Genomic DNA, 26,626 nt, shown 5'->3' with positions numbered 1-26,626 from the left:
GGCGGGCGAGGCCAGCAGGTCTATGCTTTCGGCCAGGGCCGCGTGCAGGCCGTCGGTGCTGAAGCGTTCCGGGGTGACGAGCGGGCTGAGCAGGTAGCGGTTGTTGAACAGGTAGGTCTGATCGCGTTCCTTGTTGACAGGCTCGCCGTTGTTGACAGCCACAAACGCCGGGTCGGCGCGCAGGCTGCGGGCCATTTCTTTGGACAGGCGGGCGCGGGCTGGCCCGTCCTCCCCCTCGATGCCGACGAGGATCAGGCGCGAGGCCAGGCCGTCTTTCAACTGGTCCATCAGGAGCTGCTGTTCAGCCGTCGGGTTGCGCGGCAGAAAGGCCGACAGGTCCGTGGTGATCTGGGTACGGCTGATGATGGCGCCGCAGACCAGCAAGAAGCCCAGCCACAGCCAGACCGGCAGAAACTGGCGGCGCAGCAGGCGTTTCATTTTGCAGCCAGCTTGTCGATCACCATGACCGAGCGATCCTTGTCGGTCTGCTCGATTTCAATGGTCCTGACCTCGGCGTGGCTGCCAGCGATGCGGATGCGTTGCACCACTTCCAGCATTTTGGTTTCGATGGGGCGCAGGGTCAGCGTCCAGCGCTCCTCGGAACCTTCGAGGTCGAGGTTGTAGACGCGCCGGAGTGCGACCATGTCGCCGGCCAGGGTGCCGCGTATGCTTTCGGTGAAGGCCACCAGTTCCGGGTAATCCTGCAGGCGCAGCACCATGCGGCGCTTGCCGCGCTCGACGGTGAGGCTGCCGCCTTCAATCAGCAGAGACTCCGGCCGCGGCTTGAGCGTGCGTTTTTCCAGCCGGTCGGGCGCGGTGTAGAGCAGTTCGCCGGACGACTCCACGGGGGCCTCGAGCAGGGCGATGTACTTTTTTTCGACAAAGCTGGCGCGGCCTGACTTGTTTTTCGCCAGGCCCTGCATCAGCTGGGTCACATCCCAGGCGGCGAAGGCGGAGCTGCTGCCGAGGGCCAGCAGCAGGCTCGCTCCGGCCAGCCAGATTTTGCGTGATGGGGACGCCGGGCGTGGTGTATCAGTCATGGGGTCGGACCGGGTTGGGCGCAGGTGACGGTGCGCCGGCCTGCCAGAAATTGAAAAAATTGAACCAGTTGTAGGGCGCCGCGCGGCAATGCTGCTCCAGCAGTGCGGCGTAACGCACCATGGCCGCCTGCACTGCTGCCTCGCGTCCGCCCGACGGGATGCTGGAGAAATCGGCCAGCGTTTCAAAATGGATATCGTAGCGATTGCCGCCGCCATACAGGCCGACCATGAACAGCACCGGTCGCCGCAGGATGGCTGCCATGCGAAACGGCCCCACCGGAAGCTCGGCGGACTCGCCGAGAAAGGGCACCGACCGCGTGCTGTCCCGGTTCAGGCAGCGGTCTGCCAGCATGCCGACCACGCTGCCGGCCTCGATCAGCTCGTGTACGCGCAGCATCGAATCCGCATGCCCCAGCGCCACAATGTCCTGTTGCGCCGCGGGGTTGATGGCGCTCAGGGCGGCATTGATCTTGCGCGCGTTTTCCTCGTACATCACCATGGCTACCCGCAGGCCTGGTTGCCGCCGGCCGATCGCGCGCAGCACCTCGAAGCTGCCGACGTGCGCCCCCATCAGAAACACGCCTTTGCGGTCCGCCGTGAGTTCGGCCACGAGGTGCTCCTGGTGGATGCGGATGTCAAACAGGCTGAAGCGGTCGTTGATCAGGTAGACCCGGTCGTGAATGACGGAGGCAAAGCTGAAGAAGTGCCTGAACACATGGCGCCAGGCCACCTGTGCCGCCGCCGGCAGCGCCAGCGCGCGGTGCAGGTAGTCGCGCGATGCGCGGCGGGCGGCCGCGTTGGCCACCAGGAAGTAGGCGGCAATGCCGTACAGCACCAGGCGGCCCGCGCTGCGGCCCAGGCGCAGCGAAATCCATGTCATGACACGCAGCATCAGCATGTTGCTGCGCTCCGGGCGATCCCGCCAGGTGGCCGGGCGCCCCGCGCTGGACGGACCGGTGGGCGCCTGGCTCATGGAACACTCTCGAAGACGAAGGTGCCGGTGGCCACCGCCCGGCGACCGCCGGAAATGTCAAAACGGGTGTGGCCCGCAGCGGTGGGTGTGCAGACAATCGTCAGTGGCTCGCCGGGCAGCACCGGGCTGAGAAATTTGGCCGAGGCAATCTGGCAGCGCACCGCATGGCCCTGCTCTTCCCCCGCACTTTGGCGGGCCTGCGCGGCCGCGTGCAGGGCAGCATCGAGCAGCAGAACGCCCGGCACCATCGGCCGGCCCGGGAAATGTCCGGCAAAAGCGGGATGACCGGCTGCAAAACAGACCGTTGTGGGTTCACTCTGCACGGGGCGCGCCTTCCTGGGCAGTGGGACCCTGGTGGAAGCGGGCCAGCCCCGCGAGAACGTCGCGCGGCAGCTTGCCGGTGGCATTGCGTGGCAGGGCGTCGAGCAGGACCAGTGGCCGCGGCAGGAAGATGGCGTCGATTCGTTCCTTCAGTGCGGCCTGCACGGCGGCGGCCGTCATGCCCGGGGCCACCACAAACGCGATCAGCCGCACCACGGCCTCGTGACCGCTGTCGTCGGGCATGAAAAACGCCCCGTCGAGCACGCCGGGGATGCTGTTGAGGTGATGGTTCAGGTAGGCCAGCGAGTTGCGCTTGCCGGCGATATTGACCAGGTCCTCAAGACGGCCGTGCAGCAGAAAGTGGCGGTTGTCGATGGCCTGCAGCACATCGTTGAGCGGCACCACCTGTTCGACATGGCCGCCGCAGGCCCACATGCGGTCATCGTGGGGTGTCAGGGTCACCAGCGGAAACAGCTCCCACTCGGCGGTTTGCGCGGTCCGCCGCGATGCGATCTGGCCGGTCTCGGTGGATCCGTAAATCTCGAACAGCGGGGCGTCAAAACGGGCTTCGCAGCTCTGCGCAAGTTGCGGCGCCATGGGCGCCGTGGCCGACACCACCTGATCGAGCGCGGGCAGCTCGATGTTGGAGGCCAGCAGCACGCGCAGATGCACCGGCGTGCTGACCAGCATGCGCGGGCGCGGCACCGCCTTGACGGCGCTGACGATGTCTGCCGGATAGAACGGCTGGCCGGCATGTAATGCCCCCCCGCTTTGCATGGGCAGCAGGACCGTCGACTCGAAGCCGAACATGTGCTGCGGCGGCACCGTGCCGACGATGGTGCAGGGGGCGGCATCGTCCAGGCCCAGCCGCAGTGCCTCGCCGCGCGCGCCGCGCACCAGCGAGCCCCAGGTCTTGCGGTGTGGCAGCGGTTGGCCCGTCGAGCCCGAGGTGAACACGTCCGCGACGACCTGTTCGCCGGGGAGCAGGGGAATGTCGCAGGGCGCTTCGGGGTCCGCCTGCGACGGTCCGTCGGCAAACGCATCCTGGTAGACAAAGCCGGGCAGGTCGATGCCGTGGGGTGCATCTGCCAGGCAGAACACGTCGGGCGCCAGGCTGAGCAGTTGGCGCATCATCTGCGGCGTGTGGGTAGGAGGCAGCAGGGTGATTTTCTGCGTCAGCAAGGCGGCGCCCAGACCCACCGCGAAATGGTAGCGATCGCTGCAGGCGTTGAGCATGTGTTGGCCCCGCGGCAGCGACGCGGCCAGGTGTTGCACATCGCCCAGGTACTGGCGGACCGAGATGACTTCCCCGTAGCGCCAGGCCAGGATGTCGTCACCACGGGTGTGGCTGATGAGCGCGTAGGTGGTCATGGGCGAGGGGCTTGGAAGGGCAAAGACTTTGCGGTAGCGCGACGGCCTGTCAGGACGAGGGCGGCAACCCGCCCGCGCTGGCTTGCCGGTAGGCGCGAATCGCCTCCAGGGGACCGGACCGGTCGGACGGGGCCAGCAGCATCAGTCGCGCGGCGTATTCGGCAGTAAACATCAGGACGAGCAGCGGCAGGTTCAGCAGATTGGCAAACGCCGACCAGACGCTGACCGGTGCGAGCCAGAACAGCAGCAGCGACAGCGTGGTCATGACGGCGAAATACAGGGTCCAGGCCCAGGTGACCTGCCGGGTGTAACGAGCCAGGGCGGGCGACAGGCTGCCGTGGATGATGGCGGCAAACCGCGACACCATGGGCTGCTGGCCGGCGCGCAGGGTACGCGCAAAGGCCAGGCTCAGCAGGGCCTGCATGCCGGCATGCTGAAGCAAAAACACCCAGTTGTAATGCAACACGAGCCAGCCGCTCATGGCATACAGCAGGGCGCACCCGGCCAGGCACAGCAGCAGCATCCAGGGCCGCTGCGGCGAGCGCCAGGCCAGCACGAGCGCCAGCGCGATCAGCGGTGCAATGGCCACCGCCGCGTCGAGCAGGTCAGGGTGAGGGTCGGCTGACGCCAGGTGCGCCAGCACCGGGTAGGCGGCGCAGACGGCGGCAATGGCTGCCCAGCGGACGCCGCGCAGCACTTTTGCCGTCAAGCCGGGTTTCACTTCGTTCTTTGCAGCGCGATGTGTTCGCTCAGGCTGCGCAGCGACTGGAAGATGGCGGTGTTGTCCTCATGGTCCGCGCGCAGCTGCAGGCCGTAACGCTTGGACAGGACCAGCGCGATTTCCAGGATGTCGATCGAGTCGAGCCCCAGGCCTTCGCCGTACAGCGGCTCATCGGGCAGGATGTCTGCGGCGGCGGTTTCAAGATTCAGGGAAGTGACCACCAGTTCGGCCACTTCACGCATCAGTGCAGCATCGGCTGCAGGTGCGGCAGAGGGTTGGAGGGAGGATTCTGGCATCGTGGTTGTAGGCATGGATTTTCAGGGCAGCGGGGGATGACTTCGGTGGCGCCGACCCCTGCGGTTCAGTGATGTTTTGATGGTAACTGACATTGCTTTTCACCCGCTACGCGCCTGTAGGCGGGCACCCCTCGAGTGTGTCAGACCGAGACGAAACAAGACGTAAAAGTGCCCCGAAAAAGCGGGGGTGCCCGGACTGGTTCAGCCCGCCTCGCTGTCGCCGGATTTGGCAGCCCGCGGGCCGCGGGGCACGGACAGGGTCTGAGGGGGCGCGGCGGCTTCGGCAGGCAGGGCGGCATCGAGCACCGCCTGGCGCACGCTGGCCTTGTCGCCGGCGCCTGCAAATTTGCTGTACTTGCCAAGCGTGGTGACCAGCTGGCCGTAGATGCGCGGGTTGCCGGCCACACATTCACCGTGGTCCATGAAGTCGGATTCGCCGGTGAAGTTGCCGATCAGGCCACCGGCTTCGGTGACCAGCAGCGAGCCCGCCGCCACATCCCAGGGCTGCAGGCCGCTTTCAAAAAAGCCGTCGCTGTAACCGGCGGCCACATAGGCCAGGTCCAGGGCGGCCGCGCCCGGTCGGCGCACGCCGGCGCACTGGCTCATGACTTCGCCGAGCGCGTTGAGGTAGGTCTTGAGCTTGTCGCCGGGGCGGTAGGGAAAACCGGTGGAAATCAGGCATTCCTGCAGGCGGGTGCGCTTGGCCACACGGATGCGGCGGTCGTTGACGTAGGCGCCGCGGCCCTTGCTGGCGCTGTAGATGTCGTTGCGGGTGGGGTCATACACCACCGCCTGCTCGACCTTGCCGCGCACGGTCAGGGCAATGCTCACGCAGTAAAACGGAAAACCGTGAATGAAGTTGGTAGTGCCGTCCAGCGGGTCGATGACCCACACGAATTCGGAATCTTTTGCGCCGTGTTCGCTGCCCGACTCTTCGGCCAGGATGCCGTGACCGGGGTAGGCGGTCAGCAGTGTCTCGATGATGATCGCTTCGGCTGCATGGTCCACTTCGGTGACAAAGTCGTTGGTCTGCTTGGCCGACACACGGACCGCCTCCACATCAAGCGCAGCACGGTTGATGATGGCGCCGGCGGCGCGCGCAGCCTTGACGGCCACATTGAGCATGGGGTGGAGATTGCTGGACATAACTTGTAGGGAAGAACGGAATAAACCGGCGCCGGCGATGCGGGCGGCGGGCAATGCGGGTATTTTCCCATAAATGCGATATGGCCCCCTCCTGAGGCCATATCGCGTCCCGGAAACCTATGCGCCTTCCGCGATCAGGAAATCCGCGTCGGCATACTGCTGACGTATGGCCCGCGCCGCCTGGTATTCGGGGCTGGCGTAACAGGCCTGGGCGGTTGCCATGTCGGCGAACTCCACAACGACGTTGCGCTCGCGCGCATTGCCTTCCATGCTTTCGAAAGCGCCGCCGCGCACCAGGAAGTTCGCTCCGAATTTCTCGAAGGCGGGCCGCGCCGCCGTGAGGTAGCGGGGATATTCCTCGCTGTTGTGCACCGATACGCGCACGATCCAGTAAGCCTTGGCCATTCTTGTTCCTTGGGTTTTTGAAGTGATGAAGCGCTGGACGATACGCGTGACAATCAATTCTGAAAAATGAATAATAAAGATAATTAATATCCCTTCAGGAGATGTATGGAGCTCAGCGACCTGGCGATTTTCCGGGCGGTGGTGGAGGCTGGCGGCGTGACACGTGCGGCAGAACGCCTGCACCGGGTGCAGTCCAACATCACGACGCGCATACGCCAGCTGGAAGAAAAGCTGGGAACGCCGCTGTTTATTCGCGAAGGCAAACGGCTGCATTTGTCGCCTGCTGGGCAGGTTTTGCTGGACTACGCGCAGCGCCTGCTGGCCCTGGCCGACGAGGCGCGCGATGCCGTGCGCGATGGCAGCCCGCGCGGCGCCCTGGTGCTGGGCGCGATGGAGAGCACCTCGGCGGTGCGCCTGCCCGGGCCGCTCAGCGACTTTGTGCGTCTTTACCCCGAGGTCAAGCTGACGCTCAAAACCGGCAACCCGCAGCAGCTTGCGGCGGCCGTGCTGGCCGGTTCGATGGATGCGGCACTGGTGACCGGGCCCATCGCCAAGGGGCCGTTTGAGCGCGTGCCGATCTACAGCGAGGAACTGGTGATCGTGGCGAGCGCCGGTCACGCCGCCATCACCTCGCCAACGGCCAGGGGCGCCGAGCCCCCGCGCAGCATGGTCGCCTTTGAGCAAGGCTGCCCGCATCGGGCCCGGCTGGAGCAGTGGTACGCCGGCAAAAACAGCATGCCGGTGCAGACCATTGAAATCACCTCCTATCACGCGATGCTGGGTTGCGTGGTGGTGGGCATGGGTATCTCGCTGGTGCCGCTCAGCGTGCTGGCGACCTTTCCTGAGCGCGCGCGGCTCAGCGTGCATCCGCTGCCGCCCGGCAGCGACAGAGCTCAAACCGACCTGATCTGGCGCAAAGGCGCCATGTCGCCCAGGATCCGGGCACTGCTTGAAGTGCTGAAGCCGTCCGCGTAGGACAATCCTGTCCCATGCATACGCGATTCATCCTGATCAACACCAGCCACGCCGGCAATGTGGGCGCCACGGCGCGTGCCATGAAAGTCATGGGTTTTGGCGACCTGGTGCTGGTGGCACCACGCTGGGCCAATGTGCTCAATCGCGAGGAAACCATACAGCGCGCCAGCGGTGCGCTGGACGTGCTGAAAAACGCCCGCATTGTGGCCACGCTGGACGAGGCGCTCGATGGCATGACCCATTTGTGCGCCACCGCCATGACGCCGCGCGACTTCGGCCCGCCCACGCGGGCACCCAGGGAGCACTTTGCGGCCCTGCTGGGCGGTACCGGATTGCTATTGAATCAGGAGCTGCTTGCGCCCGTCCATCAAGGGCTGGCGGCCGATTTGTCTTCAAAACCTGAAGGGGTGGCCTTTTTGTTCGGCTCCGAGCGTTTTGGCATGCAAAACGAAGACGTCTACCGTTGCCACGTGGCGCTGAGCATTCCGACCGATCCGAAGTTTGGCTCGCTCAACCTGGCTGCGGCCGTGCAGCTGATTGCCTATGACTGGCGCGAGGCGTTGGGTGGTTTTGGGGTGCACGCCGCCACGCCCGAACCCCGGCTGGCCGATGCCGCCGCCGTGGCCGGCATGCTGGCGCACTGGGAGCAGGCGCTGGCCGACATCGGCTTTCTGGATCCGGCCTCGCCCAAGAAACTGATGCCGCGGCTGAACCAGCTGTTCAACCGCGCGCAACTGAGCCCTGAAGAGATCCACATCCTGCGCGGTATCGCCAAGGCCATGTCGCCAAAAGCCTTGCCGGCTGCGGTCGCGCCGGAGCGCAGGGCCGCCCCAAGCGAGGCGAGCCCCCTCGGGGGGCAGCGAAGTACAGGCACTGACGAGCGTGGGGGCTCTGAAAACAGCGCGCCAGCAGAGACGAGCGCCAAGCCATAAACTCGCAGCATGTTCTCCCGACTCCGCTCCGACATCCAGTGCATTCTTGAGCGCGACCCGGCCGCGCGCAGCGGCTGGGAAGTGCTGACCTGTTACCCCGGCCTGCACGCGATCATTTTTCACCGGGGCGCGCACTGGTGCTGGACCCACGAGCTCAAATGGCTGGGGCGCTTCATCTCGCAGATCGCGCGCTGGCTGACCGGCATCGAGATCCACCCCGGCGCCATCATCGGCGAGCGCGTGTTTTTCGACCATGCCATGGGTGTGGTGGTCGGAGAGACCGCCGAAATCGGCGACGGCTGCACGATTTACCAGGGCGTGACCCTGGGCGGCACCTCGCTCTACAAGGGCGAAAAGCGCCACCCGACGCTGGGCAAAAACGTGGTGGTGAGCGCCGGCGCCAAGGTGCTGGGCGGTTTTCTGGTCGGCGACGGTGCCAAGATCGGCAGCAACGCAGTGGTCATCAAGCCAGTGCCCGCAGGCGCGACGGCGGTCGGCATCCCGGCGCGCATCATTCCCTCCAAAACCGGCGAGAGCGCCGATGTCACGACGGCGCAGAACAAGTTCTCGGCTTACGGCATCACGCTCGATGACGATCCGGTGTCGCAGGCCATGAAGGGCCTGATCGACAACGCTTCCTCACAGGAGCACCAGATTGCGCTGCTCTGGCAGGCGATCGAGAAGCTGTCCGAAAACGGCAGGGCGCACCGGGACTGCGTGCCGGACGATGCGGCGCTGCAGGAGACCTTTGAGGCTGAGAAGTTGAATCAGTTGATGGGGAAGTAGGGGGCCGTTCCCGGTTCTGTCATCCCGGACTTGATCCGGGATCCATCTTCGATGACCACCACCATTTGGGCTGAGCCTGTCGAAGCATTTGCAAGCTTGCGCTTAGGTGGGTCTTCCAGCAAGCCGGGTCTCGCCCCGGCGGGCGACTTACTTTTCTTTGCTTCGCCAAAGAAACCTAAGGAAAAGAAAGGCGACCCGATGGTCTGGGTCCTTCCGCTTCGCTCCAGGCAACCTCCGGTGCTCACCGAAAACGGGGTCGAGCTCGAACTCGCTTCGCTCAGACAATCGCTCGCCCTGATCCGTTTTCGGCTGCGCTCCTCGGCCCAGCCCGACGGGTGGGGGAACAAATGCGGGTTCGGATGCGGGGAGACATGCCGCGCTTCGCGCGGCATGTCGGCCTCAGCAGGCCGCCGTGTGTGCACGCGGGTGCAGCACACGTTGCCAAATGAAGCTCCCCGCCATCGCCCAGCGGGGCGAGGGAGGGGCGGGAGGAGGGAGTGGGGAGTCTGTCCTACTGTCCATAGCGGACCCCAGGCGCAGCGTGATGCAAGGAATGCTATCGAATCAATAGCTGTCCGCGCCCACCAAATAAGGGCGAAGTGCCGATTCGGTTAAAGAATCAGGAAGAAGTCGCCCGAATCGCAGATTTGGGCCGGAACGCTTTGCAGACCGCCTCGTCGGTTTCCAGGTAAGGCCCGCCTATCAGGTCAACACAGTAGGGCACGGCGGCAAAAATGCCGGCGACCGCTTGCGAGCCGTCGGTGTTTTTCAGGCCTTCGAGGGTTTCGGCAATCGCCTTGGGCTGGCCGGGCAGGTTCAGGATCAGGCTTTGGCCGCGGATCACGGCGACCTGGCGCGACAGGATGGCGGTGGGCACGAACTTCAGGCTGATCTGGCGCATCTGCTCGCCAAAACCCGGCATTTCCTTGTGGCCGACGGCCAGCGTCGCTTCGGGCGTCACGTCGCGCAGCGCCGGGCCGGTGCCGCCGGTGGTGAGCACCAGCGAGCAGCCAGCGTCGACCAGCTCAATCAGGGTGGCGCTGATTCCTGCCTGCTCATCGGGGATCAGGCGCTCGGCAAATTCAATCGGGTTGCGCAGCGCGCGCCCCAGCCACTCTTTCAGCGCGGGCAGGCCCTTGTCTTCGTAGACGCCGCTGGAAGCCCGGTCGCTGACCGAGACAATGCCGATTTTCACTGCATCGTGGGCCATGGTCAGGGGCCCTCCGGTGCCAGCGTCTGCCGCACCAGCTGGAAGATCTCGCGGTAGGACTTGCCGTGGCGTGGCGCTTCGCCCGGTTTTTCAGGCTTGGCGTCCTTGCGGGCCTGGCGCACCAGGGCGCGCAACTGCTGCGAATCGGTGTCCGGGTGTTCTGCCAGCCAGTCACCCAGCGCATCGTCGGAGGCGATCAGCTTGTCGCGCCACTGCTCAGCCAGGTGCAGCGCCAGCGTGAGCTGGGCCGAGCCGTTTTTCTGTTCGTCAATCGCGGCGCGAATCGGTTCAGTGTCCAGCGGGCGCATCAGCTTGCCGATGAACTGCATCTGGCGGCGTTTGCCCTCGAAGTTGGTGATTTTTTTGGCCTGGGCGATCGCATCGATCAGTTTGTCGGGCAGGTCCAGCCGGGCCATCAGGTCGGCGCGCAGGGTGAGCAGGGCTTCGCCCAGGGCCTGTTTTTCGTCGGCTTCGGCCTTGAGCTGGGTCTTGCTGGGCGGGCCCACTTCTTCCAGCGCAATTTCTTCGGGTTTCACGAAGCGGCCGTGGGACCAGTAGCCCTTGATAGCCTTGGGAGTCTTGTTGTTCATAGCAGTCAGTATCATAGCTACCCATATGACCCTCAAGACTTCCAAGACCTCCTCCGGCGCCAAACAGGCGGCGCGGCCCTCGACCCAACCTGAAAAGGGCTTCAGTTACCACCGTGATTTCTTCGAGGAACTGGTGGACAGCGCCCTCGCGCACGCCAAAAAAATCGGTGCCACCGATGCCGCTGCCGAGGCTTCCGAAGGTTGCGGCCTGAGTGTCAGCGTGCGCAAGGGCGAGCTGGAAAACGTCGAGCGCAACCGCGACAAGTCACTCGGCATCACGGTGTATGTCGGCCAGAAACGCGGCAACGCTTCGACCAGCGATTTTTCCAAGGCAGCGATTGAGCAGACCGTCAAGGCGGCCTACGACATTGCGCGTTTCACCGCCGAAGACAAGACCTCCGGCCTGCCGGCCGACCGTGACATCGCACGCGTGCATCCCGAGCTGGACCTGTTCCACCCCTGGGCCATCGACTCGGAAGGTGCGGCCCGCCTGGCGCTGCAATGCGAGGCGGCCGCCCTGGGCACCAGCAAGCGCATCACCAACAGCGAAGGCGCTGGCGTCTCGGCGCAGCAGAGCCACTTTTTCAGCGCGCATACACGTGGTTTCCGCGGTGGTTATGCCAGCTCGCGCCACAGCATTTCCGTCGCGCCTATCGCGGGCAAGGGCAGCCAGATGCAGCGTGATGCCTGGTACAGCTCCATGCGCGACGCCAGCGAACTCGCCAGTCCCGAGGCGGTGGGCCGTTATGCCGCCGAACGCGCGCTGGCGCGCCTGAACAGCCGCAAGATCAAGACCGTGCAGTGCCCGGTGCTGTTCGAGTCGCCGCTGGCTGCCGGCCTGCTGGGCGGTTTTGTTCAGGCCGTCAGCGGCGGTGCGCTGTACCGCAAGAGCACGTTTTTGCTGAACAGCCTGGGCAAGCCGGCGTTTCCGGCCCACATCGACATCAGTGAAGACCCCCACCTGCACAAGGGCAAAGGCAGTGCGCCGTTTGACGACGAAGGCGTGAAAACGCGTGCACGCCGGGTGGTCGAGGCCGGCATCGTGCGCGGCTACTTTCTGAGCACCTACTCGGCGCGCAAGCTCGGCATGCGCACCACGGGCAATGCCGGCGGCTCGCACAACCTGGTGCTGAGCAGCCGCCAGACAGCCGCTGGTGACGACCTGGACGCCATGCTGAAAAAGCTGGGCACGGGCCTGTTCGTCACCGAACTCATGGGTCAGGGCGTCAATTACGTGACGGGCGACTACTCGCGCGGCGCCTCGGGTTTCTGGGTCGAGAAAGGGCAGATTGCCTTTCCGGTGGAAGAAATCACGATTGCCGGCAACCTCAAGGACATGCTGATGGGCATCCAGGCGGTGGGCGCCGATGTCTACAACTACGGCGCCAAAAGCGTGGGCTCGATTCTCATCAATCGGATGAAGGTGGCGGGGAGCTGATGCGCAGGCGGCTAGCCGCCGCGCTAAAATTCTCGGCGCATATCCAGTCCTATCATCCGCAGGCGGAGAACCTGCGGTTCTCACTTGAAAGGCTCTATGGACCTCCCCCTCACTGAGCGCGAGGCCGTCGCAGGCGTGATGCTCCGGCGATTGGTCGAACAGTTCCTCTTCACGAAGAGAGGGACAACGACGCTTGAGATGGCGATGTCCAGAGTTCCGCCACCTGAACGAGAGGCCTACCAAAAGGCGTTTGAAGCGTTGAACGAGTACAAATTGGTGGCGGAGCAGTCAGGAGAGTTCTTTGTGACTCAATATGGCTCGCTGTTCCTTGAGCATGTGGTGCCAACCTTTGAACGCCGTCAACTGCCTTTAACAGCTGCTGAGCGCAACCGTGCTTTGTCATTTATTCGGTCGGCAGTGTCCTCAGACGCGCGGTTCGACTTACAAAATGCTTTTGGCTCCCCTTTGCAAAGTGCTCAACCTCCGCAGCTCCCTCCAGTCTCTGGCGCGGGCGATCCTAAAAAATTCTGGATGGGTGTAGCGATTCTGGGCCTGCTAACTGTGTGGTGCATTTTCGCAGTTTTGAAGCGATAACAACATCCACAAGCAACCGCTTGTTCTTCCAGTCTCGAAAGAGACATGCGAAGCGAATACCGGATTTTGAGACGATTTTGCGGATGCAAGGTGTTAAAAAGCTGGAGCGTTCAGCCGGCCAAAGCAGCCTTCACCGCCGCCGACACCTGGCCCATGTCGGCCTTGCCGGCGAGTTTGGCTTTCACTGCACCCATGACCTTGCCCATGTCGCCGGGGCCGCTGGCACCCAGTTCCGCGACGATGGCCTTGACCTGGGTAGCGACTTCTTCAGCGCTCAGGCGGGCCGGCAGGTAGGCCTGCAGCACGACCAGTTCGGCGGCTTCCTTGTCGGCCAGGTCCTTGCGTTCGGCCTTCTGGAAGGCCTCGATCGAGTCTTTTCGCTGCTTGATCAGCTTGTCGACGATGGCGACCACGGCGGCGTCGTCGAGCACCACGCGTTCATCGACCTCTTTTTGCTTGAGGGCCGCCAGCAGCAGGCGGATGGTGCCCAGGCGCTCGCTGTCCTTGGCGCGCATGGCGGTTTTCATGTCTTCGGTGATCTGGTCTTTGAGGGACATGGGTTTCTCCAACGGTAAAAAGTAAAAAGCCCGCTGGAGCGTCCTTCAGCGGGCTTGGTGAGGTGCCGGAAGGCGTGTACTGGCTTAGTACAGCTTCTTGGGCAACTGCATGGAGCGGATGCGTTTGTAGTTGCGCTTGACGGCGGCAGCTTTTTTACGCTTGCGCTCGGCAGTGGGTTTTTCGTAAAACTCTCTAGCGCGCAGGTCGGTCAGCAGGCCGAGTTTTTCGATGGTGCGCTTGAAACGGCGCAGAGCCACGTCGAAGGGCTCATTGTCTTTTACACGAATGGTCGTCATTGATAAGTTGATCCAAAAGGGTACGCCTTTGTTGATCTGATCAGGATCAGGCCGGGCGCGGGTTTGCTAGCAAAGCCTTGGATTATATACCAGCCCCCACGCTTGTCACTACGTGGGCCTTCGGCGGTGCGCTGCCCCTTGACCGAAAAAGAGGGGCGCTGCGCCTGCGGGCCGGCAAAGCCGGACCCGCGGCCCCTGTTTGACCGAACGGGGCCGGGATCGGGGTCAGGCGTTGGTTGTTTTTTCCGCCAGCGCCTGTGCACATGCGAAAGCCGACGCCCAGGCCCACTGGAAGTTGTAGCCGCCCAGCCAGCCTGTGACGTCGACCACCTCGCCGATGAAATACAGGCCGGGTTGCTTCGATTCCATCGTTTGGGATGACAAATCCCGGGTATCGACGCCGCCCAGCGTGACTTCGGCTTTTTTGTAGCCTTCGGAGCCGTTGGGGATCAGTTGCCAGTCGGCCAGCCGCTCGGCCAGCTGGGCCAGGGCCTTGTCGGTCGCTTCGCTGACGGGTTTCTGCCAGGCCGGGTCGCGGCTGGCCCAGGCGTCGGCCAGGCGGCTGGGCACCAGGGCGGCCAGTTCGTTGGCGATCAGCTTTTTCGAACTGGCTTTGGCACGCAGCAGCAGGGTGGGAAGGTCCACGCCGGGCGCGAGATTGATGCGCACCGGTTGGCCCTCGCGCCAGAAACTGGAGATCTGCAGCACCGCGGGCCCGCTCAGGCCGCGGTGGGTGAACAGCAGGTCTTCTGCGAACACCACGGCTTTTTTACGCTGCCTGGGGCTGGCGTCCGCCGCGCCGGTTTCAATCAGCACCGGCAGCGCCAGGCCGGCGAGCTGGGCGTAGGGCGCCCAGGCCTCGCCGTCAAAGGTCAGCGGCACCAGCCCGGCGCGCGGTTCAACTACGCGCAGGCCGAACTGTTTCGCGATGCGGTAGCCGAAGTCGGTCGCACCGATCTTGGGAATCGACAGGCCGCCGGTGGCGATGACGAGCTGCGGCGCTTCGATGGCACCGCGGTCGCTCTCGATTTGATAGCTGCCAGCGCCCATGCCGTCAGGGCTGGTGGCATATTTGATGCCTGAAACCCGGCAGGGCTGCCACCGGGTGACGCCGCCGGCGTCACATTCGGCCAGCAGCATGTTGATGATGTCCTCAGCCGAACGGTCGCAAAACAGCTGGCCTTTGTGTTTTTCGTGAAACGGAATCTGGTGCCGCTGCAGCAGGGTGATGAAGTCCTGCGGCGTGTAGCGCGACAGGGCCGAGCGGCAGAAATGCGGGTTCTCGCTCAGGAAGTTGACGGGCGTGACATCGCGGTTGGTGAAGTTGCAGCGGCCACCGCCCGAAATGCGGATTTTTTCGGCGACTTTTTCGCTGTGGTCCAGCAGCAGCACCTTGAGGCCGCGCTGCCCGGCGATGCCGGCGCAAAACAGCCCGGCGGCACCGGCACCCACCACCACCACGTCAAATTTATGGGTCAAATCGGCCTCCAGCCCAATGTGGACGGGCGCGAGCAGCTACGAAAAATATAGCAGCCTTGCGCGACCGGGACTCAGGAGTGTAGCCGGGCCTCCCCGGCGCCCGCGGCGTTCAGGCCGCGCGGAAGTGCGCCGCAGAGCCCTGTGGAAATTCGCCCGCCGCCGCCACGCCGCTGACCACGTCGCCGACCACGATGACCGAGGGGCTGGCGAGGCCGGAGTCGCCGATGGCTGACGCCAGCCGGGCCAGCGTGGTGGTGATGTGGCGCTGCGTGGGCAGGGAGGCGTTCTGGATCACGGCCACCGGGGTGGTGGCGGGCAGGCCGGTCAGCAATTCGCTCTGGATGCGGCCGGCGCCGCTGACCCCCATGTAGATCACCAGTGTGAGTTTGGCCTTGCAGGCGGTGTCTGCCAGCGCGCGCCAGTCGGTGCCTTCGTCGCCCGGTTTGGCGTGGCCGGTGACAAACACCACGCCGTGTGCATGCTGGCGGTGCGTGAGCGGCACACCCAGCGAGGTCAACGCAGCCAGGCCGGCGGTGATGCCGTTGATGACCGTGACGGCAATACCGGCAGCTTGCAGGTGTTCGACCTCTTCACCGCCGCGGCCGAAGATGAAGGGGTCACCGCCCTTGAGCCGCACCACGTTTTCGCCTTCGCGCACGGCCATGATCATCAGCTTTTCGATGAACTCCTGCGGCGTGGACTTGCAGCCGCCGCGTTTGCCGACATGCACGATGCGTGCATCGGACCGCGCGTAAGCCACGATCTCGTCGCTGACCAGGTCGTCGACCAGCAGCACGGTGGCGGCCTGGATCGCCTTGAGCGCCTTGAGCGTGAGCAGTTCAGGGTCGCCCGGGCCTGCGCCGACCAGGGTGCACTGGCCGTTTGAAGGAAGGTTGTTGGGGCTGCTTGTCATAGTTGACGGGTCAATTGCAAGATATGTTCCACCTGCCGCGTGATCGATGCCGGCACGGCGTGGGAGCCTGACATCACCGCGCGGATATAGGTCGCGGTGCTGTCGCTGTCGATGGCGGTGGGCAGGTCCGGTACGCTGGCCAGGGTGCCGGGCTGTGCTTCCTGCAGCAGCCTGCGTTTCCCGGCGATGAAAGCCTCCATCTGCGGCGTGCGGCGTGCGTCGGCCACCACCTCGCCTTCGGTGCCCCGCAGCAGCAGGGCGTTGGCCTCGATGAGTTCAAAGGTCTGGCCCATGGAAATCGCGTATTCGGGGTGCGTGTAGCTGCTGACCACCAGCGCCTTGCCCAGGCAGGGGTTCATGATCTTGACCAGGCTGTGCGCCGGGTTGCGCAGGCCGACGGCGCGCCGCACATCCAGCAGGCGCTTGAGCCCGGGGCACAGCAGTTCGGTAGCGGCAAACACGACTTCGCCGGATGCTATGGTTCTGATAGCTGTCAGCGCAGGTATGTCAAGGGCTGCAAGCACATTTGACGTGAAGACCCGGCTGGATTCGGTGGCCGTGCCGTGCACCAGCACCGGCAGGCCTTCACGCGCCAGCAGCAGCGCCAGCAGCGGCGTCAGCACCGGCAGCTTGCGCGCGCCGTTGTAGCTGGGTAGCACCACCACCGGTCGCTCGCTCGCCGGAAAACGCAACATGCGCTGGTAAGTCGCGTCGAGAAAACCCGCCATTTCTTCAGGCGTTTCGCCCTTGATGCGCATGGCCAGGCAAAAGCCGCCGATCTCGAGGTCGGTCACCGTGCCGTCGAGCACCTGGCCGAACAGGTCGGCGGCCTGTGCACGCGTGATCGGCTTGGCGCCGTCTTTGCCGCGGCCTATGACCTTGATGTACTGGGCGATGGACATGCGTGATTGTCGGCGAAGGCAGATAACCTGCCGTTATGAGCTTAAGCCGGGATGTTTCAGGCCAGCACCCTGATCGGGATCACGGTCCGACCGACGGTGCTGGTGGTGGTGGCAGCCCCAGTCCGGTCTTCGCCGGCGGTCCGGATGATGCCCCTGATCTCTGGCACACAGGAGCCGCAGTTGGTGCCGCACTTCAGTTTGTCCTGCAGGGCCAGCAGTCGTTCGTTGTCGCTGGCCAGGTAACCCGCGCCACCTGCCGCGTGGGTGATGTCGCTCAGGCAGGCCTTGATCTCGGCATCGCTGACGCTGAAGCAGGTGCAGACCGGTTTGCCGCGTGACTGCAAGGCCACCGGGGCCTTGGCACCGGGCAGCAGCAGCAACCGGCCGTAACTTTGCGCCGGCAGTTCGTCCTGCAGCAGGGTTTTGATCCAGGCCTGCGCGCTGACATCGCCAGCGAGCAGGAAGCTGGTGAGTTCGGCCTGCTCGCCACGACGCACCAGCCGTGCGGTGCGGTGCTGGCCTTTCTTCCTGTCCACGTAACGCAGGGCGTCCGTGCCGTCCAGACCGAGAATGGATTCGATTTTTTCCAGCATGCCTTGGGGCGGCGCCTCAAAGCCGGCCGCGCGGAACAACACGCCGGTGCGCTGCCGCCCTGTTTCGCCCAGCGGCACCTCGTTCGAAAAAGGCACGCAACTGCTGAAGGCAAAGGCCGCCATCAAGGGCCGGAGTTGCTCGCGCGCCGCAAGGCCTTGGCCCTCGGGCAGCCAGGCCATGGCCAGCAGCGACCAGGGCAGTTCGGCCTTGAGGATCTTCACGGCCGCATGTTTGAGCTCGGGTTGCTTCGAGCTCGGGCAGAAGGCCGAGGTGGTCAACGCGTTGACACCGGCGAGCCGTTCGCCGGTGCTGGACAGGCCGCTGAGGTATTCCTCGCCCCAGTGCATGGCCATGAAGACCTGGCTCACCGCGACTTCGGGCGAGGCCTGCAGCGGCACCACGATGGAGCCGCGTTTTGACGTGACGTGCACCAGGTCCCCGTCTGACAGCTGCCGCCGCGCCATGTCCTGGGCATTCATCTGGAGGGACGGCTCGGCCACATGGCCAAACAGCCGGCCCAGCGTGCCGGTGCGGCTCATGCCATGCCACTGGTCGCGCAGACGGCCGGTGGTCAGCGAAAAGGGGTAGCGTGACTCACGCGGCTCCGCCACCGGCTTGTAAATGGTGTTGACGAAGCGCGCCTTGCCGTCGTCGGTCGGGAAGATGCCGTCTTCGTAGAGCCGCACCTTGCCGGTGCTGTCACCTTCTTTCAACGGCCACTGCTGCGGCGCGGCGTCGAGCATGGCGTAACTCATGCCGGTGATGTCGAGGTCGCGGCCGCGTGTCGATTCGCGGTGTTCGTTCCAGATGCTTTCGACCGCGGCAGTCTCGTCGCCGACAGGCCAGGGAAACAACGTGCTGATTTTCTGCACCGGCAATAATTTTTCCAGCCGGTGGGCGAAGGCCACGGCGATGGCCCAGTCGTGGCGCGCCTCGCCGGGTGCGGCCACGGCGGGGCGCACGCGGCTGATGCGGCGTTCGCTGTTGGTGACGGTGCCGGTTTTTTCGCCCCAGGTGGTGGCCGGCAGCAGCAGGTCGGCGTAGTCGCAGGTGGCCGGTGTGGCAAAAGCCTCCTGCACCACCACCAGTTCGGCACGCTGCAGCGCGCGGCGCACCGTGGCCTGGTCCGGCATGGACTGGGCCGGGTTGGTGCAGGCTATCCACAAGGCTTTGATCTCGCCGTCGGCCGCCGCCTGGAACATCTCGACGGCGGTCTTGCCGGGCTTCTCGGGCACCGCAGGAATGCCCCACAGGGCGGCGACTTCGGCGCGGTGCTGCGGGTTGGCCAGGTCGCGATGCGCACTCAGCAGATTCGCCAGCCCGCCGACCTCGCGCCCGCCCATGGCATTGGGCTGGCCGGTCAGCGAGAAGGGGCCGGCGCCGGGTTTTCCGATCTGCGCGGTGGCCAGGTGCAGGTTGATCAAGGCCGCATTCTTCGCGGTACCACTGCTGGACTGGTTCAGGCCCTGGCAATAAAGGCTCAGCGTCGCGGCCGAGGTCGCGAACAGCTTCGCGGCGGTGAACAGGTCGTCCTTGCTGATGCCGCAGGTCTGCGACACCAGGTCGGGTGTGTAGTCGCGTACCGTGGTTTTCAGGGCGTCAAAACCGTGGGTGTGCCCAGCGATGTAGGCCGCCTGGGTCCAGCCTTCCCACAGCATGATGTGCAGCATGCCGTTGAACAGGGCAACGTCGGTGCCGGGCTGGATGGGGAGGTACAGGTCGGCAATGCCCGCCGTGTCGGTGCGGCGCGGGTCGCAGAAGATGATTTTCATCGCCGGGTTCGCGGCTTTGGCATCCTCGATGCGCCTGAACAAAATCGGGTGGGCGTACGCCGTGTTGCTGCCGACGATGAAGATGCACTGCGCGTGGTTGACGTCGTCGTAACAGCTGGGCGGCGCGTCCGCGCCCAGGGTCTGCTTGTAGCCCGCCACCGCGCTGCTCATGCACAGGCGCGAGTTGGTGTCGACATTGTTGGTGCCGATCAGGCCCTTGGCGAGTTTGTTGAAGACGTAGTAGTCCTCGGTCAGCAGCTGGCCGGAGATATAGAACCCCACCGCGTCCGGCCCGTGTTCGAGGATGATGCGTGCAAAACCCTCGCTCGCCACGTCGAGTGCGCTGTCCCAGCTGATGCGCTGCGGCGCAGCTCCGCGCTGCGCTCGCTGCATCGGGTACAGCAGCCGGGTCTGGCGCGTGACGGCGTGGGACGCTGTCAGGTGCAGCGTCGAGCCCTTGGTGCACAGCCGCCCGAAATTGGCCGGATGGTCGGGATCGCCACGCACCCCGGTGATTTCGTCGCCCTGTGATTCAACAATCACGCCACAACCCACTCCGCAATACGGGCAGGTGGATTTGGTTTCCCGTGTCATCACGCCGTGTGCGGTGCCTGCACGTCAAAGGTCTGGTCGCCCAGCGCGCCTGTGGAGGCGCAGGGGCCGGCGCGCGGCGGCGCCAGGTCCAGCGCCAGCGTGGCGAGTTCGACCGGGTCCAGCAGCACCTGGCCGCCCTCCACCTTGCAGGCGAATTTGGGTGTGCAGCCTTCGTCCGCGCCCTGGGCGCAGCCGTCGGCCAGGCCGATGGTCCAGTTGTGCAGCGGGCAGGCCACGCTGGTGCCGAACACAATGCCCTGGCTCAGCGGCCCGCCCTTGTGCGGGCAGCGGTCCAGCAGTGCAAACACCTGGTCCTCGCTGTTGCGGAACACTGCCACGTCGATGCCGCGCTCCCGCGCCACCCGGCGCGAGCCCAGCACGGGGATCTCGTCCACACGGCAGATCACGGTCCATTCGTTCATCTTCATGCCTCCTGCCCCGCGGCTTCCAGTTTGACAAACTGCCGCGCATCGACAGATGCCTTGTCAAGTTCAAACCAGGGATCGGGTTCACCGTCGAGCGCAAACTGCAGTTGCTCCCAGAGCTTCTTGCGGCCTTCGTGGTCCTCAAGAATCTTTTTCTTCACATAGTCCAGGCCGACGCGGTTCACGTAGTGCACCGTGCGCTCCAGGTACCAGCCTTCCTGCCGGTACAACTCGCAGAAGGCGCCGGTGTACTCGAGCACCTCGGCGGCAGTCTTGAGCTTGGTGAAGAAGTGCGCCACCTCGGTCTTGATGCCGCCGTTGCCGGCGATGTACATCTCCCAGCCCGAATCGACGCCTATGATGCCGACGTCCTTGATGCCCGATTCGGCGCAGTTGCGCGGACAGCCGCTGACGGCGAACTTGACCTTGTGCGGTGCGTACATGCGCCACATCGCGCGTTCCAGGTCCTTGCCCATCTGGGTGCTGTCCTGGGTGCCCATGCGGCACCATTCGCTGCCGACACAGGTTTTCACCGTGCGCAGTGCCTTGGCATAGGCGTGGCCCGAAGGCATGCCGATGTCCCTCCAGACGTTTTGCAGGTCTTCCTTTTTCACGCCCAGCAGGTCGATGCGCTGGCCGCCGGTGACCTTGACCGTCGGGATCTTGTACTTGTCCACCGCATCGGCGATGCGGCGCAGTTCGCTGGCCGTGGTTTCGCCGCCCCACATGCGCGGAATCACGCTGTAAGTGCCGTCTTTCTGGATGTTGGCGTGGCTGCGTTCGTTGATGTAGCGGCTTTGCGGGTCGTCCTTCGCCTCCTTGGGCCAGGTGCTGGTCAGGTAGTAGTTGATGGCAGGGCGGCAGGACGCGCAGCCGTTGGGTGTGCGCCACTCCATGAACTGGTACACCTCCGCAATGCCCAGGAGTTTGTGGGTTCGGATCGCGTCGCGCACCGCCTGGTGGCCGTGGTCCGTACATCCGCACATGGCCTTGAGCTTGGGTGTGGCGGAGTAATCGCCGCCGGCAGTCGCCATCAGGATCTGCTCGACCAGGCCGGTGCAGGAGCCGCAGGAGGCGCTGGCCTTGGTGTGTTTGCGCACTTCGTCGAGGGTGAACAGGCCTTTTTCCTTGATGGCCTTGCAGATGGTGCCCTTGGTCACGCCGTTGCATCCGCAGACTTCGGCCTCCATGGGCATGGCGGCCGCCTTGTTGTGGCCCTCGTGGCCGGCGTCGCCGATGTTGGACTCGCCGAACATCAGACGGTCGCGGATGTCGCCGACGCTGCGGCCGTCGCGCAGCAGCTTGAAGTAGTAGCTGCCGTCCACCGTGTCGCCGTAGAGGCAGGCACCGATCAGCTTGTCGTCCTTGATCACCAGCTTTTTGTAGACGCCGCCGAAGGGGTCGCTCATGACGATTTCTTCCGTTCCTTCGCCGCCCACGAATTCACCGGCGGAAAACAGGTCGATGCCGGTGACCTTGAGCTTGGTGGATGTCAGCGAGCCGGTATACCTGCCGATGCCGAACTGCGCCAGGTGGTTGGCCGCGACCTTGGCCTGCTCGAACAGCGGCGCAACCAGGCCGTAGGCGATGCCGCGGTGCGCTGCGCATTCGCCCACGCTGTAGATGCGGGCGTCGGTCACCGTCTGCATGGTGTCGTTGACCACGATGCCCTTGTTGCAGTGCAGGCGCATGGTTTCTGCCAGCTGCGTGTTCGGGCGTATGCCGACCGCCATGACCACCAGGTCAGTGGCCACTTCCGTGCCGTTCTTGAACCTGATGGCGGTGACGCGGCCATCCGGTCCCCCCACCAGTTCCTGCGTCTGCGCACCCATCAGGAACTTCAGCCCGCGTTCTTCCAGTGATTTCTGCAGGAGCTTGCCGGCGACGCTGTCGAGCTGGCGCTCCATCAGCGTCGGCATCACATGCACCACGCTGACGTCCATGCCCCGCAGCATCAGCCCGTTGGCGGCCTCCAGGCCGAGCAGGCCGCCGCCGATGACCACGGCCTTTTTGTACTTTGTTGCCGCGTCAATCATCGCGTTGGTGTCGGCGATGTCGCGGTAGGCGATGACGCCCTGCAGGTCCTTGCCGGGCACAGGCAGGATGAAGGGGTTGGAGCCGGTGCACATCAGCAGGCGGTCGTATTCTTCTTCGGTGCCGTCTTCTGCACGCACGATGCGCCGGATGCGGTCGACTTCCACGACTTTCTTGCCGGCGTGCAGGGTGATGTGGTTGTCCTTGTACCAGTCCCAGCTGTTGAGCACGATCTCGTCCAGCGTCTGCTCGCCGGCCAGCACGGGGGACAGCAGGATGCGGTTGTAGTTGGGATGCGGCTCGGCGCCGAACACCGTGATGTCGTACAGATCGGGCGCGACCTTGAGCAGTTCCTCGAGCGTGCGTACACCCGCCATGCCGTTGCCGACCATGACCAGTCTTGATTTTTTCATCGTGCCACTCCAGTGGGGGCCGGTGCCGTCGGCGCAAGCGCCAAAGCCATGCCGGCCTGCGAAAAATGAGGGGTGAAAACCATGATGCTCTCTCCTGCAGAACAGGGACCCGGCTGTGGCCGGTATGAGGGACACCAATACGCACGTCGTTATGCGCAGAACCCGCAGTGTGCTGGCCACGGGTGGACGCGTCGTTGCGCCCGTGAAGACTTACGCAAAAGTTGTGCCACACGACAGTGTTGCTGCAGCTCGCAGGCTGCGGCCCTGGTGCGTGCAGGAGGGGAGGGCCGGGTGCGGCGCCCCGGCGTTTGGGGCCCGGGGGCCGGGTATCCGCACCAAAGGTGGGCGCGGACAGCGCACGTCATGGTGCAGGGGGTGACCCTGCGCCGCAAGGCAGGCTGGAAGGCGCCTTAAGGCGCGATGCCCAGCACCTCGGTGCCGTCCACCGCGCCGCTGCGGCCCGGCAGGGAAAACCGCTTGCGCCGGCCTGTCTTCACGGCGCCGGCAACCTCGCGCAACAAGTTGGCGCTCGCCGCAATCTTCCAGCCGGCCAGGGTGGCCTGCTTCTGCAGCTGAAGGGTGGTGCTGACACTGTCGCCCACCGGCAGAACCTGCGCGCTGCCCCACAGGGGATCTTCCAGCTTGGCCAATGTCACGGCGCCGCTGTTCAGGCCCACGCAGATTTCAAAGCGCGGCAGCGAGCGCCCCGGAAAATGGCTGAGCAGAAAAACCTGCACCCGCTGGGCGGCGTCGATCAAACCCAGTGCCGCCCGGGCGGCGCGCAAGCCGTGGTTCACGGTGTCGGTATCCGTGCTGCCGACGAACACGGCCAGCAGTCCTTCGCCGACAAACTGCATGTGGAAGGCGCCGAAAAGATAAAGGGTGTCACCCGCATTCCGGTAAAACTCGCGCACCACCTCGCTGAGTTCCGTGCTTGAGAGTTTTTCAGCCAGCGCCGGGAAGTTGACCACGTCGACAAAGAGAACGCTCGCGCTGGAAAATCGCTGGTCCGCGACCAGCGTCTCTGCCGAGGGCCATTTGTCGGCAAGCTCGGCAAGCATTTTTTTTTCGTAGAGGCGACCCAGCTTTTTTTCCTGTTCCCTCAGGGCCTGCCCGATCGCTGCGTCGACCGCCTGCTCCTGGACGGTCTGGCGCATCAGCTGCCTGTTGAGCTGGGTGGCGGTCGCTTCCAGCAGTTCCTCGAAAACCAGGGGTTTGGTCAGGTAGTCGTCGGCGCCGCTGGTCATGCCGGTGCGGACATGTGCGCGTTCCTGCAGCGAGGTCAGCAAAATCACCGGCGTGGCCTGAATGGCGGGGTCGGCGCGCAGCGCCTGCAGCATCGCAAAACCATCCATCACGGGCATGTTGACGTCGCTGATGACCAGATCCGGCGCGTTGCCCCGCACCAGTCCCAGCCCGGCGGAGCCGTTATCCGCTTCGGCAACCTCATAACCCTCAAAGCGCAGGGCGGCAGCAATCAGGGTACGGATCGCCTCATCGTCATCGATGACCACAATCAGGGCCATTGTTCTATTCCATGAAAACAAACGTCATGGCGGGAAGCTTACCAGCGCGGTTGGTGTGGCGTCGATCAGGGACCGGCTGCTGCCTGTGCCTGAGCAGCCGGCGGCACGCCATCTGTGTCAGCGACGGGTTTTGATGGAGTGTGGGAGCGTGACCATGCTGCGCTGCAGAAACTGGTCCAGGGCGATCAGGAACACCATGGAGAAGGCGGCAATGATCACCAGGCTGGGCAGGTTGAATGAGCTGATGTAGCCAAAACCCTGAGGAATTGCGGTGCGGTTCGAGGTGGTGCAGACAAACTCCGCAGCCGCCATGCCGGTGTAGTGCATGGCACACACCGCCACCGCCATCACCACCGCTGCGCCAGCCCGGCGCGCGAGACCGGCGGTGTTGAAGGCCAGCCACAAGGCGGCGGTGGCGGCCACCACGGCGATGACCAGCGAACCGGCCACGACCCCGTAATTCCACTGGATGTAACCGCCAAATTTCATGCCATACATGCCCAGGTAGTGCATGAAGGCCACGCTGGTGCCGAGCAGTGTGCCTGCGCCCAGCATGCGTGGCAGGCTGTCCGGCGCCTTGGCAACAAAACCCAGTGCCAACGAGGCTGCCAGAACGGCCACTGCCAGTGAAACCCCGGTTTCGATCATCGAAAAGCTGCTCGCCACATCAAGTTCGAGCGCGAGCATGCCGACAAAATGCATGGCCCAGACGCCGACGCCCCCCAGCGCCGTGCCGGCGGCCAGGATGTTGGTGGTGCTGAGGGTCGCGTTCCGCTGGATTCGCGTGGCTGCCGTCAGCGCGACAAAGGCGCCGGCCACGGAGATCAGGAAGGACAGGGCAACCAGGGTCCACTGGTAGCTGCTTAAAACCTGTGAGTTCATATAAATACTAAATAGTTACATTAAAAACTAGAATGTAGTATTTATTACCATTTGTGGCATTGGGCCGCGATTACCCCCAGTCGAACCAGGGGTCATCAAGCGACCGCCGCGGTTGAGGCTGCGGATGTGTGGCAGAGCCTGCCGGTATCCGTTTTGTCGGGATGGGATGCCAGGGTTGGCGTGCCGCGCGTGGCCAGTTACGCGGCTTTTTCGACGTGGCCCTGGCGCGTGTAGAGGAAATCGATGACCGCCTTGCGGTAGTGCAGGTATTCGGAGCTTTCGGCCAGGGCCACCCGGTCGCGCGGGCGGGGCAGGGCCACGCTCAGCACTTCACCGATGGTGGCCGACGGGCCGTTGGTCATCATCACGATACGGTCCGACAGCAGCACCGCCTCGTCCACGTCGTGCGTCACCATCACCACCGTGCTCTGTGTGTTGGCAACGATCTGCAGCAACTCATCCTGCAGCTTGGCGCGGGTCAGGGCGTCGAGGGCGCCAAACGGTTCGTCCAGCAGCAGCACCTTGGGCTCCATGCACAGCGCGCGGGCAATGCCTACTCGCTGCTTCATGCCGCCCGAGATTTCGCCAGGGCGCTTTTGCGCTGCAGCGGTCAGGCCCACCATGGCCAGCGCCGCGTCGGTGCGGGCCTTGAGTTGGGCCTTGTTCTCTTTGGCTGCAAACACCCGCTCCACCGCCAGGTAGACATTTTCAAAACAGGTGAGCCAGGGCAGCAGCGAGTGGTTCTGGAACACCACGGCGCGCTCAGGGCCCGGGCCGGAGATTTCGCGGTTGGCGCACAGCAACGTGCCTTGCGTGGGTGTGGTCAGGCCGGCCATCAGGTTGAGCAGCGTGGACTTGCCGCAGCCCGAGTGGCCGATCAGCGCCACAAACTCGCCCCTGGCGACCGTGAGGTTGATGTTCTGCAGTGCGCAGAACGGGCCTTTTTTGGTCTTGAAGGTCTGCTCGACATTCTGGATCTCGATGTATTTGGTGGTCAGTGAACTCATGATGTATCCCTATTCCTGGTGACAGGCCCGAGGCCTTAGTTCTTCACTTCTTCAAACGTGAACGCCGTGGCGATCTTGATCAGGACGAACTCGAGCACCAGCCCGACAATGCCGATCACAAAAATCGCGATGATGATGTTCTTGACGTTGAGGTTGTTCCACTCGTCCCAGACCCAGAAGCCGATGCCGACGCCACCGGTCAGCATCTCTGCCGCCACGATGACCAGCCAGGCGGTGCCGACCGCCAGGCGCACCCCGGTCAGCATGTACGGGAGCACGGCGGGGAAAAGAATCTTCGTGACGATCTTCCACTCGCTGAGGTTGAGCACCCGCGCCACATTCATGTAGTCCTGCGGCACACGCTGCACGCCGACGGCCGTGTTGATGATCATGGGCCAGATCGAGCAGATGAAGATGGTCCAGATGGCGGCCG

The 26,626-nt window shown here is 64.4% G+C and carries 27 protein-coding genes and 1 pseudogene; 5 read left to right on the top strand and 23 right to left on the bottom strand.

Annotated elements, in window-relative coordinates:
- The 9 genes and pseudogenes from PSV33_RS07760 to PSV33_RS07720 form a co-directional block, all read right to left on the bottom strand.
- Positions 1 to 438 (bottom strand): annotated as a pseudogene (locus tag PSV33_RS07760) (hypothetical protein); the annotation flags it as partial.
- Positions 435 to 1,040 carry a LolA-related protein gene (locus PSV33_RS07755; RefSeq protein ID WP_300560362.1) on the bottom strand — a complete coding sequence of 202 codons (606 nt, stop codon included), beginning with the start codon at positions 1,038 to 1,040 and terminating at the stop codon, positions 435 to 437. The pseudogene PSV33_RS07760 and the gene PSV33_RS07755, both read right to left, overlap by 4 nt.
- Positions 1,033 to 2,013: an acyl-CoA synthetase gene (locus PSV33_RS07750; RefSeq protein WP_300560360.1), complete on the bottom strand. Its 981-nt coding sequence runs from the start codon at positions 2,011 to 2,013 to the stop codon at positions 1,033 to 1,035. The genes PSV33_RS07755 and PSV33_RS07750 overlap by 8 nt, the downstream gene beginning before the upstream one ends.
- Positions 2,010 to 2,336 (bottom strand): hotdog domain-containing protein, encoded by a 327-nt coding sequence (locus tag PSV33_RS07745; protein ID WP_300560359.1) that lies wholly within the window; start codon positions 2,334 to 2,336, stop codon positions 2,010 to 2,012. The genes PSV33_RS07750 and PSV33_RS07745 overlap by 4 nt, the downstream gene beginning before the upstream one ends.
- Complete coding sequence (locus tag PSV33_RS07740; protein ID WP_300560358.1) at positions 2,326 to 3,705, bottom strand: AMP-binding protein; 1,380 nt, start codon at positions 3,703 to 3,705, stop codon at positions 2,326 to 2,328. The genes PSV33_RS07745 and PSV33_RS07740 overlap by 11 nt, the downstream gene beginning before the upstream one ends.
- Positions 3,706 to 3,754: 49 nt before the next feature.
- Complete coding sequence (locus PSV33_RS07735) at positions 3,755 to 4,414, bottom strand: hypothetical protein (protein ID WP_300560357.1); 660 nt, start codon at positions 4,412 to 4,414, stop codon at positions 3,755 to 3,757.
- Positions 4,415 to 4,422: 8 nt separating this feature from the next.
- Complete coding sequence (locus PSV33_RS07730; RefSeq protein WP_300560355.1) at positions 4,423 to 4,722, bottom strand: phosphopantetheine-binding protein; 300 nt, start codon at positions 4,720 to 4,722, stop codon at positions 4,423 to 4,425.
- A 201-nt stretch (positions 4,723 to 4,923) separates the two neighbouring features.
- Positions 4,924 to 5,868, bottom strand: a complete 945-nt coding sequence (locus tag PSV33_RS07725; RefSeq protein WP_300560353.1) for an inositol monophosphatase family protein — start codon at positions 5,866 to 5,868, stop codon at positions 4,924 to 4,926.
- 117 nt (positions 5,869 to 5,985) lie between these two features.
- Positions 5,986 to 6,273 (bottom strand): DUF1330 domain-containing protein, encoded by a 288-nt coding sequence (locus PSV33_RS07720; protein WP_300560351.1) that lies wholly within the window; start codon positions 6,271 to 6,273, stop codon positions 5,986 to 5,988.
- 105 nt (positions 6,274 to 6,378) lie between these two features.
- Here PSV33_RS07720 and PSV33_RS07715 point away from each other — a divergent pair, with 105 nt between their 5' ends.
- From PSV33_RS07715 to cysE, 3 genes are read left to right on the top strand one after another with little or no spacing between them, the layout of a single operon-like run.
- A complete protein-coding gene (locus PSV33_RS07715) occupies positions 6,379 to 7,248 on the top strand; it encodes a LysR substrate-binding domain-containing protein (RefSeq protein WP_300560349.1) in 870 nt (289 codons plus the stop codon).
- Between the two features lie 14 nt (positions 7,249 to 7,262).
- Positions 7,263 to 8,180, top strand: a complete 918-nt coding sequence (locus PSV33_RS07710; protein WP_300560347.1) for an RNA methyltransferase — start codon at positions 7,263 to 7,265, stop codon at positions 8,178 to 8,180.
- 9 nt (positions 8,181 to 8,189) lie between these two features.
- Complete coding sequence (cysE, locus tag PSV33_RS07705) at positions 8,190 to 8,966, top strand: serine O-acetyltransferase (protein ID WP_300560345.1); 777 nt, start codon at positions 8,190 to 8,192, stop codon at positions 8,964 to 8,966.
- Positions 8,967 to 9,585: 619 nt separating this feature from the next.
- Here the strand turns inward: cysE and mog are convergent.
- Both mog and yjgA read right to left on the bottom strand, forming a co-directional pair.
- Entirely contained in the window at positions 9,586 to 10,176 is a 591-nt protein-coding gene (gene mog / locus PSV33_RS07700) for a molybdopterin adenylyltransferase (protein ID WP_300560343.1), read from the bottom strand.
- A 2-nt stretch (positions 10,177 to 10,178) separates the two neighbouring features.
- Positions 10,179 to 10,766, bottom strand: coding sequence for a ribosome biogenesis factor YjgA (gene yjgA / locus PSV33_RS07695; protein ID WP_300560342.1), 588 nt, complete (start codon positions 10,764 to 10,766; stop codon positions 10,179 to 10,181).
- 25 nt (positions 10,767 to 10,791) lie between these two features.
- Here yjgA and pmbA point away from each other — a divergent pair, with 25 nt between their 5' ends.
- Together pmbA and PSV33_RS07685 are read left to right on the top strand one after the other, a co-directional pair.
- Positions 10,792 to 12,204 carry a metalloprotease PmbA gene (gene pmbA, locus PSV33_RS07690; protein WP_300560340.1) on the top strand — a complete coding sequence of 471 codons (1,413 nt, stop codon included), beginning with the start codon at positions 10,792 to 10,794 and terminating at the stop codon, positions 12,202 to 12,204.
- 96 nt (positions 12,205 to 12,300) lie between these two features.
- Positions 12,301 to 12,798: a hypothetical protein gene (locus tag PSV33_RS07685; RefSeq protein WP_300560338.1), complete on the top strand. Its 498-nt coding sequence runs from the start codon at positions 12,301 to 12,303 to the stop codon at positions 12,796 to 12,798.
- Positions 12,799 to 12,908: 110 nt separating this feature from the next.
- Here the strand turns inward: PSV33_RS07685 and PSV33_RS07680 are convergent, their stop codons facing one another.
- The 12 genes from PSV33_RS07680 to PSV33_RS07625 form a co-directional block, all read right to left on the bottom strand.
- Positions 12,909 to 13,355, bottom strand: coding sequence for a GatB/YqeY domain-containing protein (locus tag PSV33_RS07680; protein ID WP_300560336.1), 447 nt, complete (start codon positions 13,353 to 13,355; stop codon positions 12,909 to 12,911).
- Between the two features lie 84 nt (positions 13,356 to 13,439).
- A complete protein-coding gene (gene rpsU, locus PSV33_RS07675; RefSeq protein WP_007872347.1) occupies positions 13,440 to 13,652 on the bottom strand; it encodes a 30S ribosomal protein S21 in 213 nt (70 codons plus the stop codon).
- Between the two features lie 225 nt (positions 13,653 to 13,877).
- Entirely contained in the window at positions 13,878 to 15,131 is a 1,254-nt protein-coding gene (locus tag PSV33_RS07670; protein ID WP_300560334.1) for an NAD(P)/FAD-dependent oxidoreductase, read from the bottom strand.
- A 109-nt stretch (positions 15,132 to 15,240) separates the two neighbouring features.
- Positions 15,241 to 16,044: a uroporphyrinogen-III C-methyltransferase gene (gene cobA / locus PSV33_RS07665; RefSeq protein WP_300560332.1), complete on the bottom strand. Its 804-nt coding sequence runs from the start codon at positions 16,042 to 16,044 to the stop codon at positions 15,241 to 15,243.
- Positions 16,041 to 16,946, bottom strand: coding sequence for a DNA-binding protein YbiB (ybiB, locus tag PSV33_RS07660; RefSeq protein ID WP_300560330.1), 906 nt, complete (start codon positions 16,944 to 16,946; stop codon positions 16,041 to 16,043). The genes cobA and ybiB overlap by 4 nt, the downstream gene beginning before the upstream one ends.
- Positions 16,947 to 17,002: 56 nt before the next feature.
- Positions 17,003 to 19,906 carry a nitrate reductase gene (locus PSV33_RS07655; protein ID WP_300560329.1) on the bottom strand — a complete coding sequence of 968 codons (2,904 nt, stop codon included), beginning with the start codon at positions 19,904 to 19,906 and terminating at the stop codon, positions 17,003 to 17,005.
- Positions 19,906 to 20,328, bottom strand: a complete 423-nt coding sequence (gene nirD, locus PSV33_RS07650; protein ID WP_300560328.1) for a nitrite reductase small subunit NirD — start codon at positions 20,326 to 20,328, stop codon at positions 19,906 to 19,908. The genes PSV33_RS07655 and nirD overlap by 1 nt, the downstream gene beginning before the upstream one ends.
- Before the next feature lie 2 nt (positions 20,329 to 20,330).
- Positions 20,331 to 22,778 (bottom strand): nitrite reductase large subunit NirB, encoded by a 2,448-nt coding sequence (nirB, locus tag PSV33_RS07645; protein ID WP_300560327.1) that lies wholly within the window; start codon positions 22,776 to 22,778, stop codon positions 20,331 to 20,333.
- Positions 22,779 to 23,188: 410 nt separating this feature from the next.
- Positions 23,189 to 24,304, bottom strand: coding sequence for a response regulator (locus PSV33_RS07640; protein ID WP_300560326.1), 1,116 nt, complete (start codon positions 24,302 to 24,304; stop codon positions 23,189 to 23,191).
- 117 nt (positions 24,305 to 24,421) lie between these two features.
- Positions 24,422 to 25,186 carry an MHYT domain-containing protein gene (locus tag PSV33_RS07635; RefSeq protein WP_300560325.1) on the bottom strand — a complete coding sequence of 255 codons (765 nt, stop codon included), beginning with the start codon at positions 25,184 to 25,186 and terminating at the stop codon, positions 24,422 to 24,424.
- Between the two features lie 197 nt (positions 25,187 to 25,383).
- Positions 25,384 to 26,193 (bottom strand): ABC transporter ATP-binding protein, encoded by an 810-nt coding sequence (locus PSV33_RS07630; protein ID WP_300560323.1) that lies wholly within the window; start codon positions 26,191 to 26,193, stop codon positions 25,384 to 25,386.
- Positions 26,194 to 26,228: 35 nt separating this feature from the next.
- Positions 26,229 to 26,626: ABC transporter permease subunit (locus PSV33_RS07625; protein WP_300560321.1), on the bottom strand; the 398-nt coding region annotated here is incomplete at its 5' end.

It is taken from the genome of Polaromonas sp., from assembly GCF_029945895.1.
GTDB lineage: Bacteria > Pseudomonadota > Gammaproteobacteria > Burkholderiales > Burkholderiaceae_C > Polaromonas.
The sequence above is the reverse complement of the archived record's forward strand: the minus strand, read 5'-3'. Positions and strand labels throughout refer to the sequence as shown.

Bases quoted from the DNA above. Each gene is read 5' to 3' on its own strand.
- PSV33_RS07755 (WP_300560362.1), bottom strand. From the start codon at position 1,040: ATGACTGATACACCACGCCCGGCGTCCCCATCACGCAAAATCTGGCTG.
- PSV33_RS07750 (WP_300560360.1), bottom strand. From the start codon at position 2,013: ATGAGCCAGGCGCCCACCGGTCCGTCCAGCGCGGGGCGCCCGGCCACC.
- PSV33_RS07740 (WP_300560358.1), bottom strand. From the start codon at position 3,705: ATGACCACCTACGCGCTCATCAGCCACACCCGTGGTGACGACATCCTG.
- PSV33_RS07730 (WP_300560355.1), bottom strand. From the start codon at position 4,722: ATGCCAGAATCCTCCCTCCAACCCTCTGCCGCACCTGCAGCCGATGCT.
- PSV33_RS07725 (WP_300560353.1), bottom strand. From the start codon at position 5,868: ATGTCCAGCAATCTCCACCCCATGCTCAATGTGGCCGTCAAGGCTGCG.
- PSV33_RS07720 (WP_300560351.1), bottom strand. From the start codon at position 6,273: ATGGCCAAGGCTTACTGGATCGTGCGCGTATCGGTGCACAACAGCGAG.
- PSV33_RS07715 (WP_300560349.1), top strand. From the start codon at position 6,379: ATGGAGCTCAGCGACCTGGCGATTTTCCGGGCGGTGGTGGAGGCTGGC.
- PSV33_RS07710 (WP_300560347.1), top strand. From the start codon at position 7,263: ATGCATACGCGATTCATCCTGATCAACACCAGCCACGCCGGCAATGTG.
- cysE (WP_300560345.1), top strand. From the start codon at position 8,190: ATGTTCTCCCGACTCCGCTCCGACATCCAGTGCATTCTTGAGCGCGAC.
- mog (WP_300560343.1), bottom strand. From the start codon at position 10,176: ATGGCCCACGATGCAGTGAAAATCGGCATTGTCTCGGTCAGCGACCGG.
- yjgA (WP_300560342.1), bottom strand. From the start codon at position 10,766: ATGAACAACAAGACTCCCAAGGCTATCAAGGGCTACTGGTCCCACGGC.
- pmbA (WP_300560340.1), top strand. From the start codon at position 10,792: ATGACCCTCAAGACTTCCAAGACCTCCTCCGGCGCCAAACAGGCGGCG.
- PSV33_RS07685 (WP_300560338.1), top strand. From the start codon at position 12,301: ATGGACCTCCCCCTCACTGAGCGCGAGGCCGTCGCAGGCGTGATGCTC.
- PSV33_RS07680 (WP_300560336.1), bottom strand. From the start codon at position 13,355: ATGTCCCTCAAAGACCAGATCACCGAAGACATGAAAACCGCCATGCGC.
- rpsU (WP_007872347.1), bottom strand. From the start codon at position 13,652: ATGACGACCATTCGTGTAAAAGACAATGAGCCCTTCGACGTGGCTCTG.
- cobA (WP_300560332.1), bottom strand. From the start codon at position 16,044: ATGACAAGCAGCCCCAACAACCTTCCTTCAAACGGCCAGTGCACCCTG.
- ybiB (WP_300560330.1), bottom strand. From the start codon at position 16,946: ATGTCCATCGCCCAGTACATCAAGGTCATAGGCCGCGGCAAAGACGGC.
- PSV33_RS07655 (WP_300560329.1), bottom strand. From the start codon at position 19,906: ATGACACGGGAAACCAAATCCACCTGCCCGTATTGCGGAGTGGGTTGT.
- nirD (WP_300560328.1), bottom strand. From the start codon at position 20,328: ATGAACGAATGGACCGTGATCTGCCGTGTGGACGAGATCCCCGTGCTG.
- nirB (WP_300560327.1), bottom strand. From the start codon at position 22,778: ATGAAAAAATCAAGACTGGTCATGGTCGGCAACGGCATGGCGGGTGTA.
- PSV33_RS07640 (WP_300560326.1), bottom strand. From the start codon at position 24,304: ATGGCCCTGATTGTGGTCATCGATGACGATGAGGCGATCCGTACCCTG.
- PSV33_RS07635 (WP_300560325.1), bottom strand. From the start codon at position 25,186: ATGAACTCACAGGTTTTAAGCAGCTACCAGTGGACCCTGGTTGCCCTG.
- PSV33_RS07630 (WP_300560323.1), bottom strand. From the start codon at position 26,193: ATGAGTTCACTGACCACCAAATACATCGAGATCCAGAATGTCGAGCAG.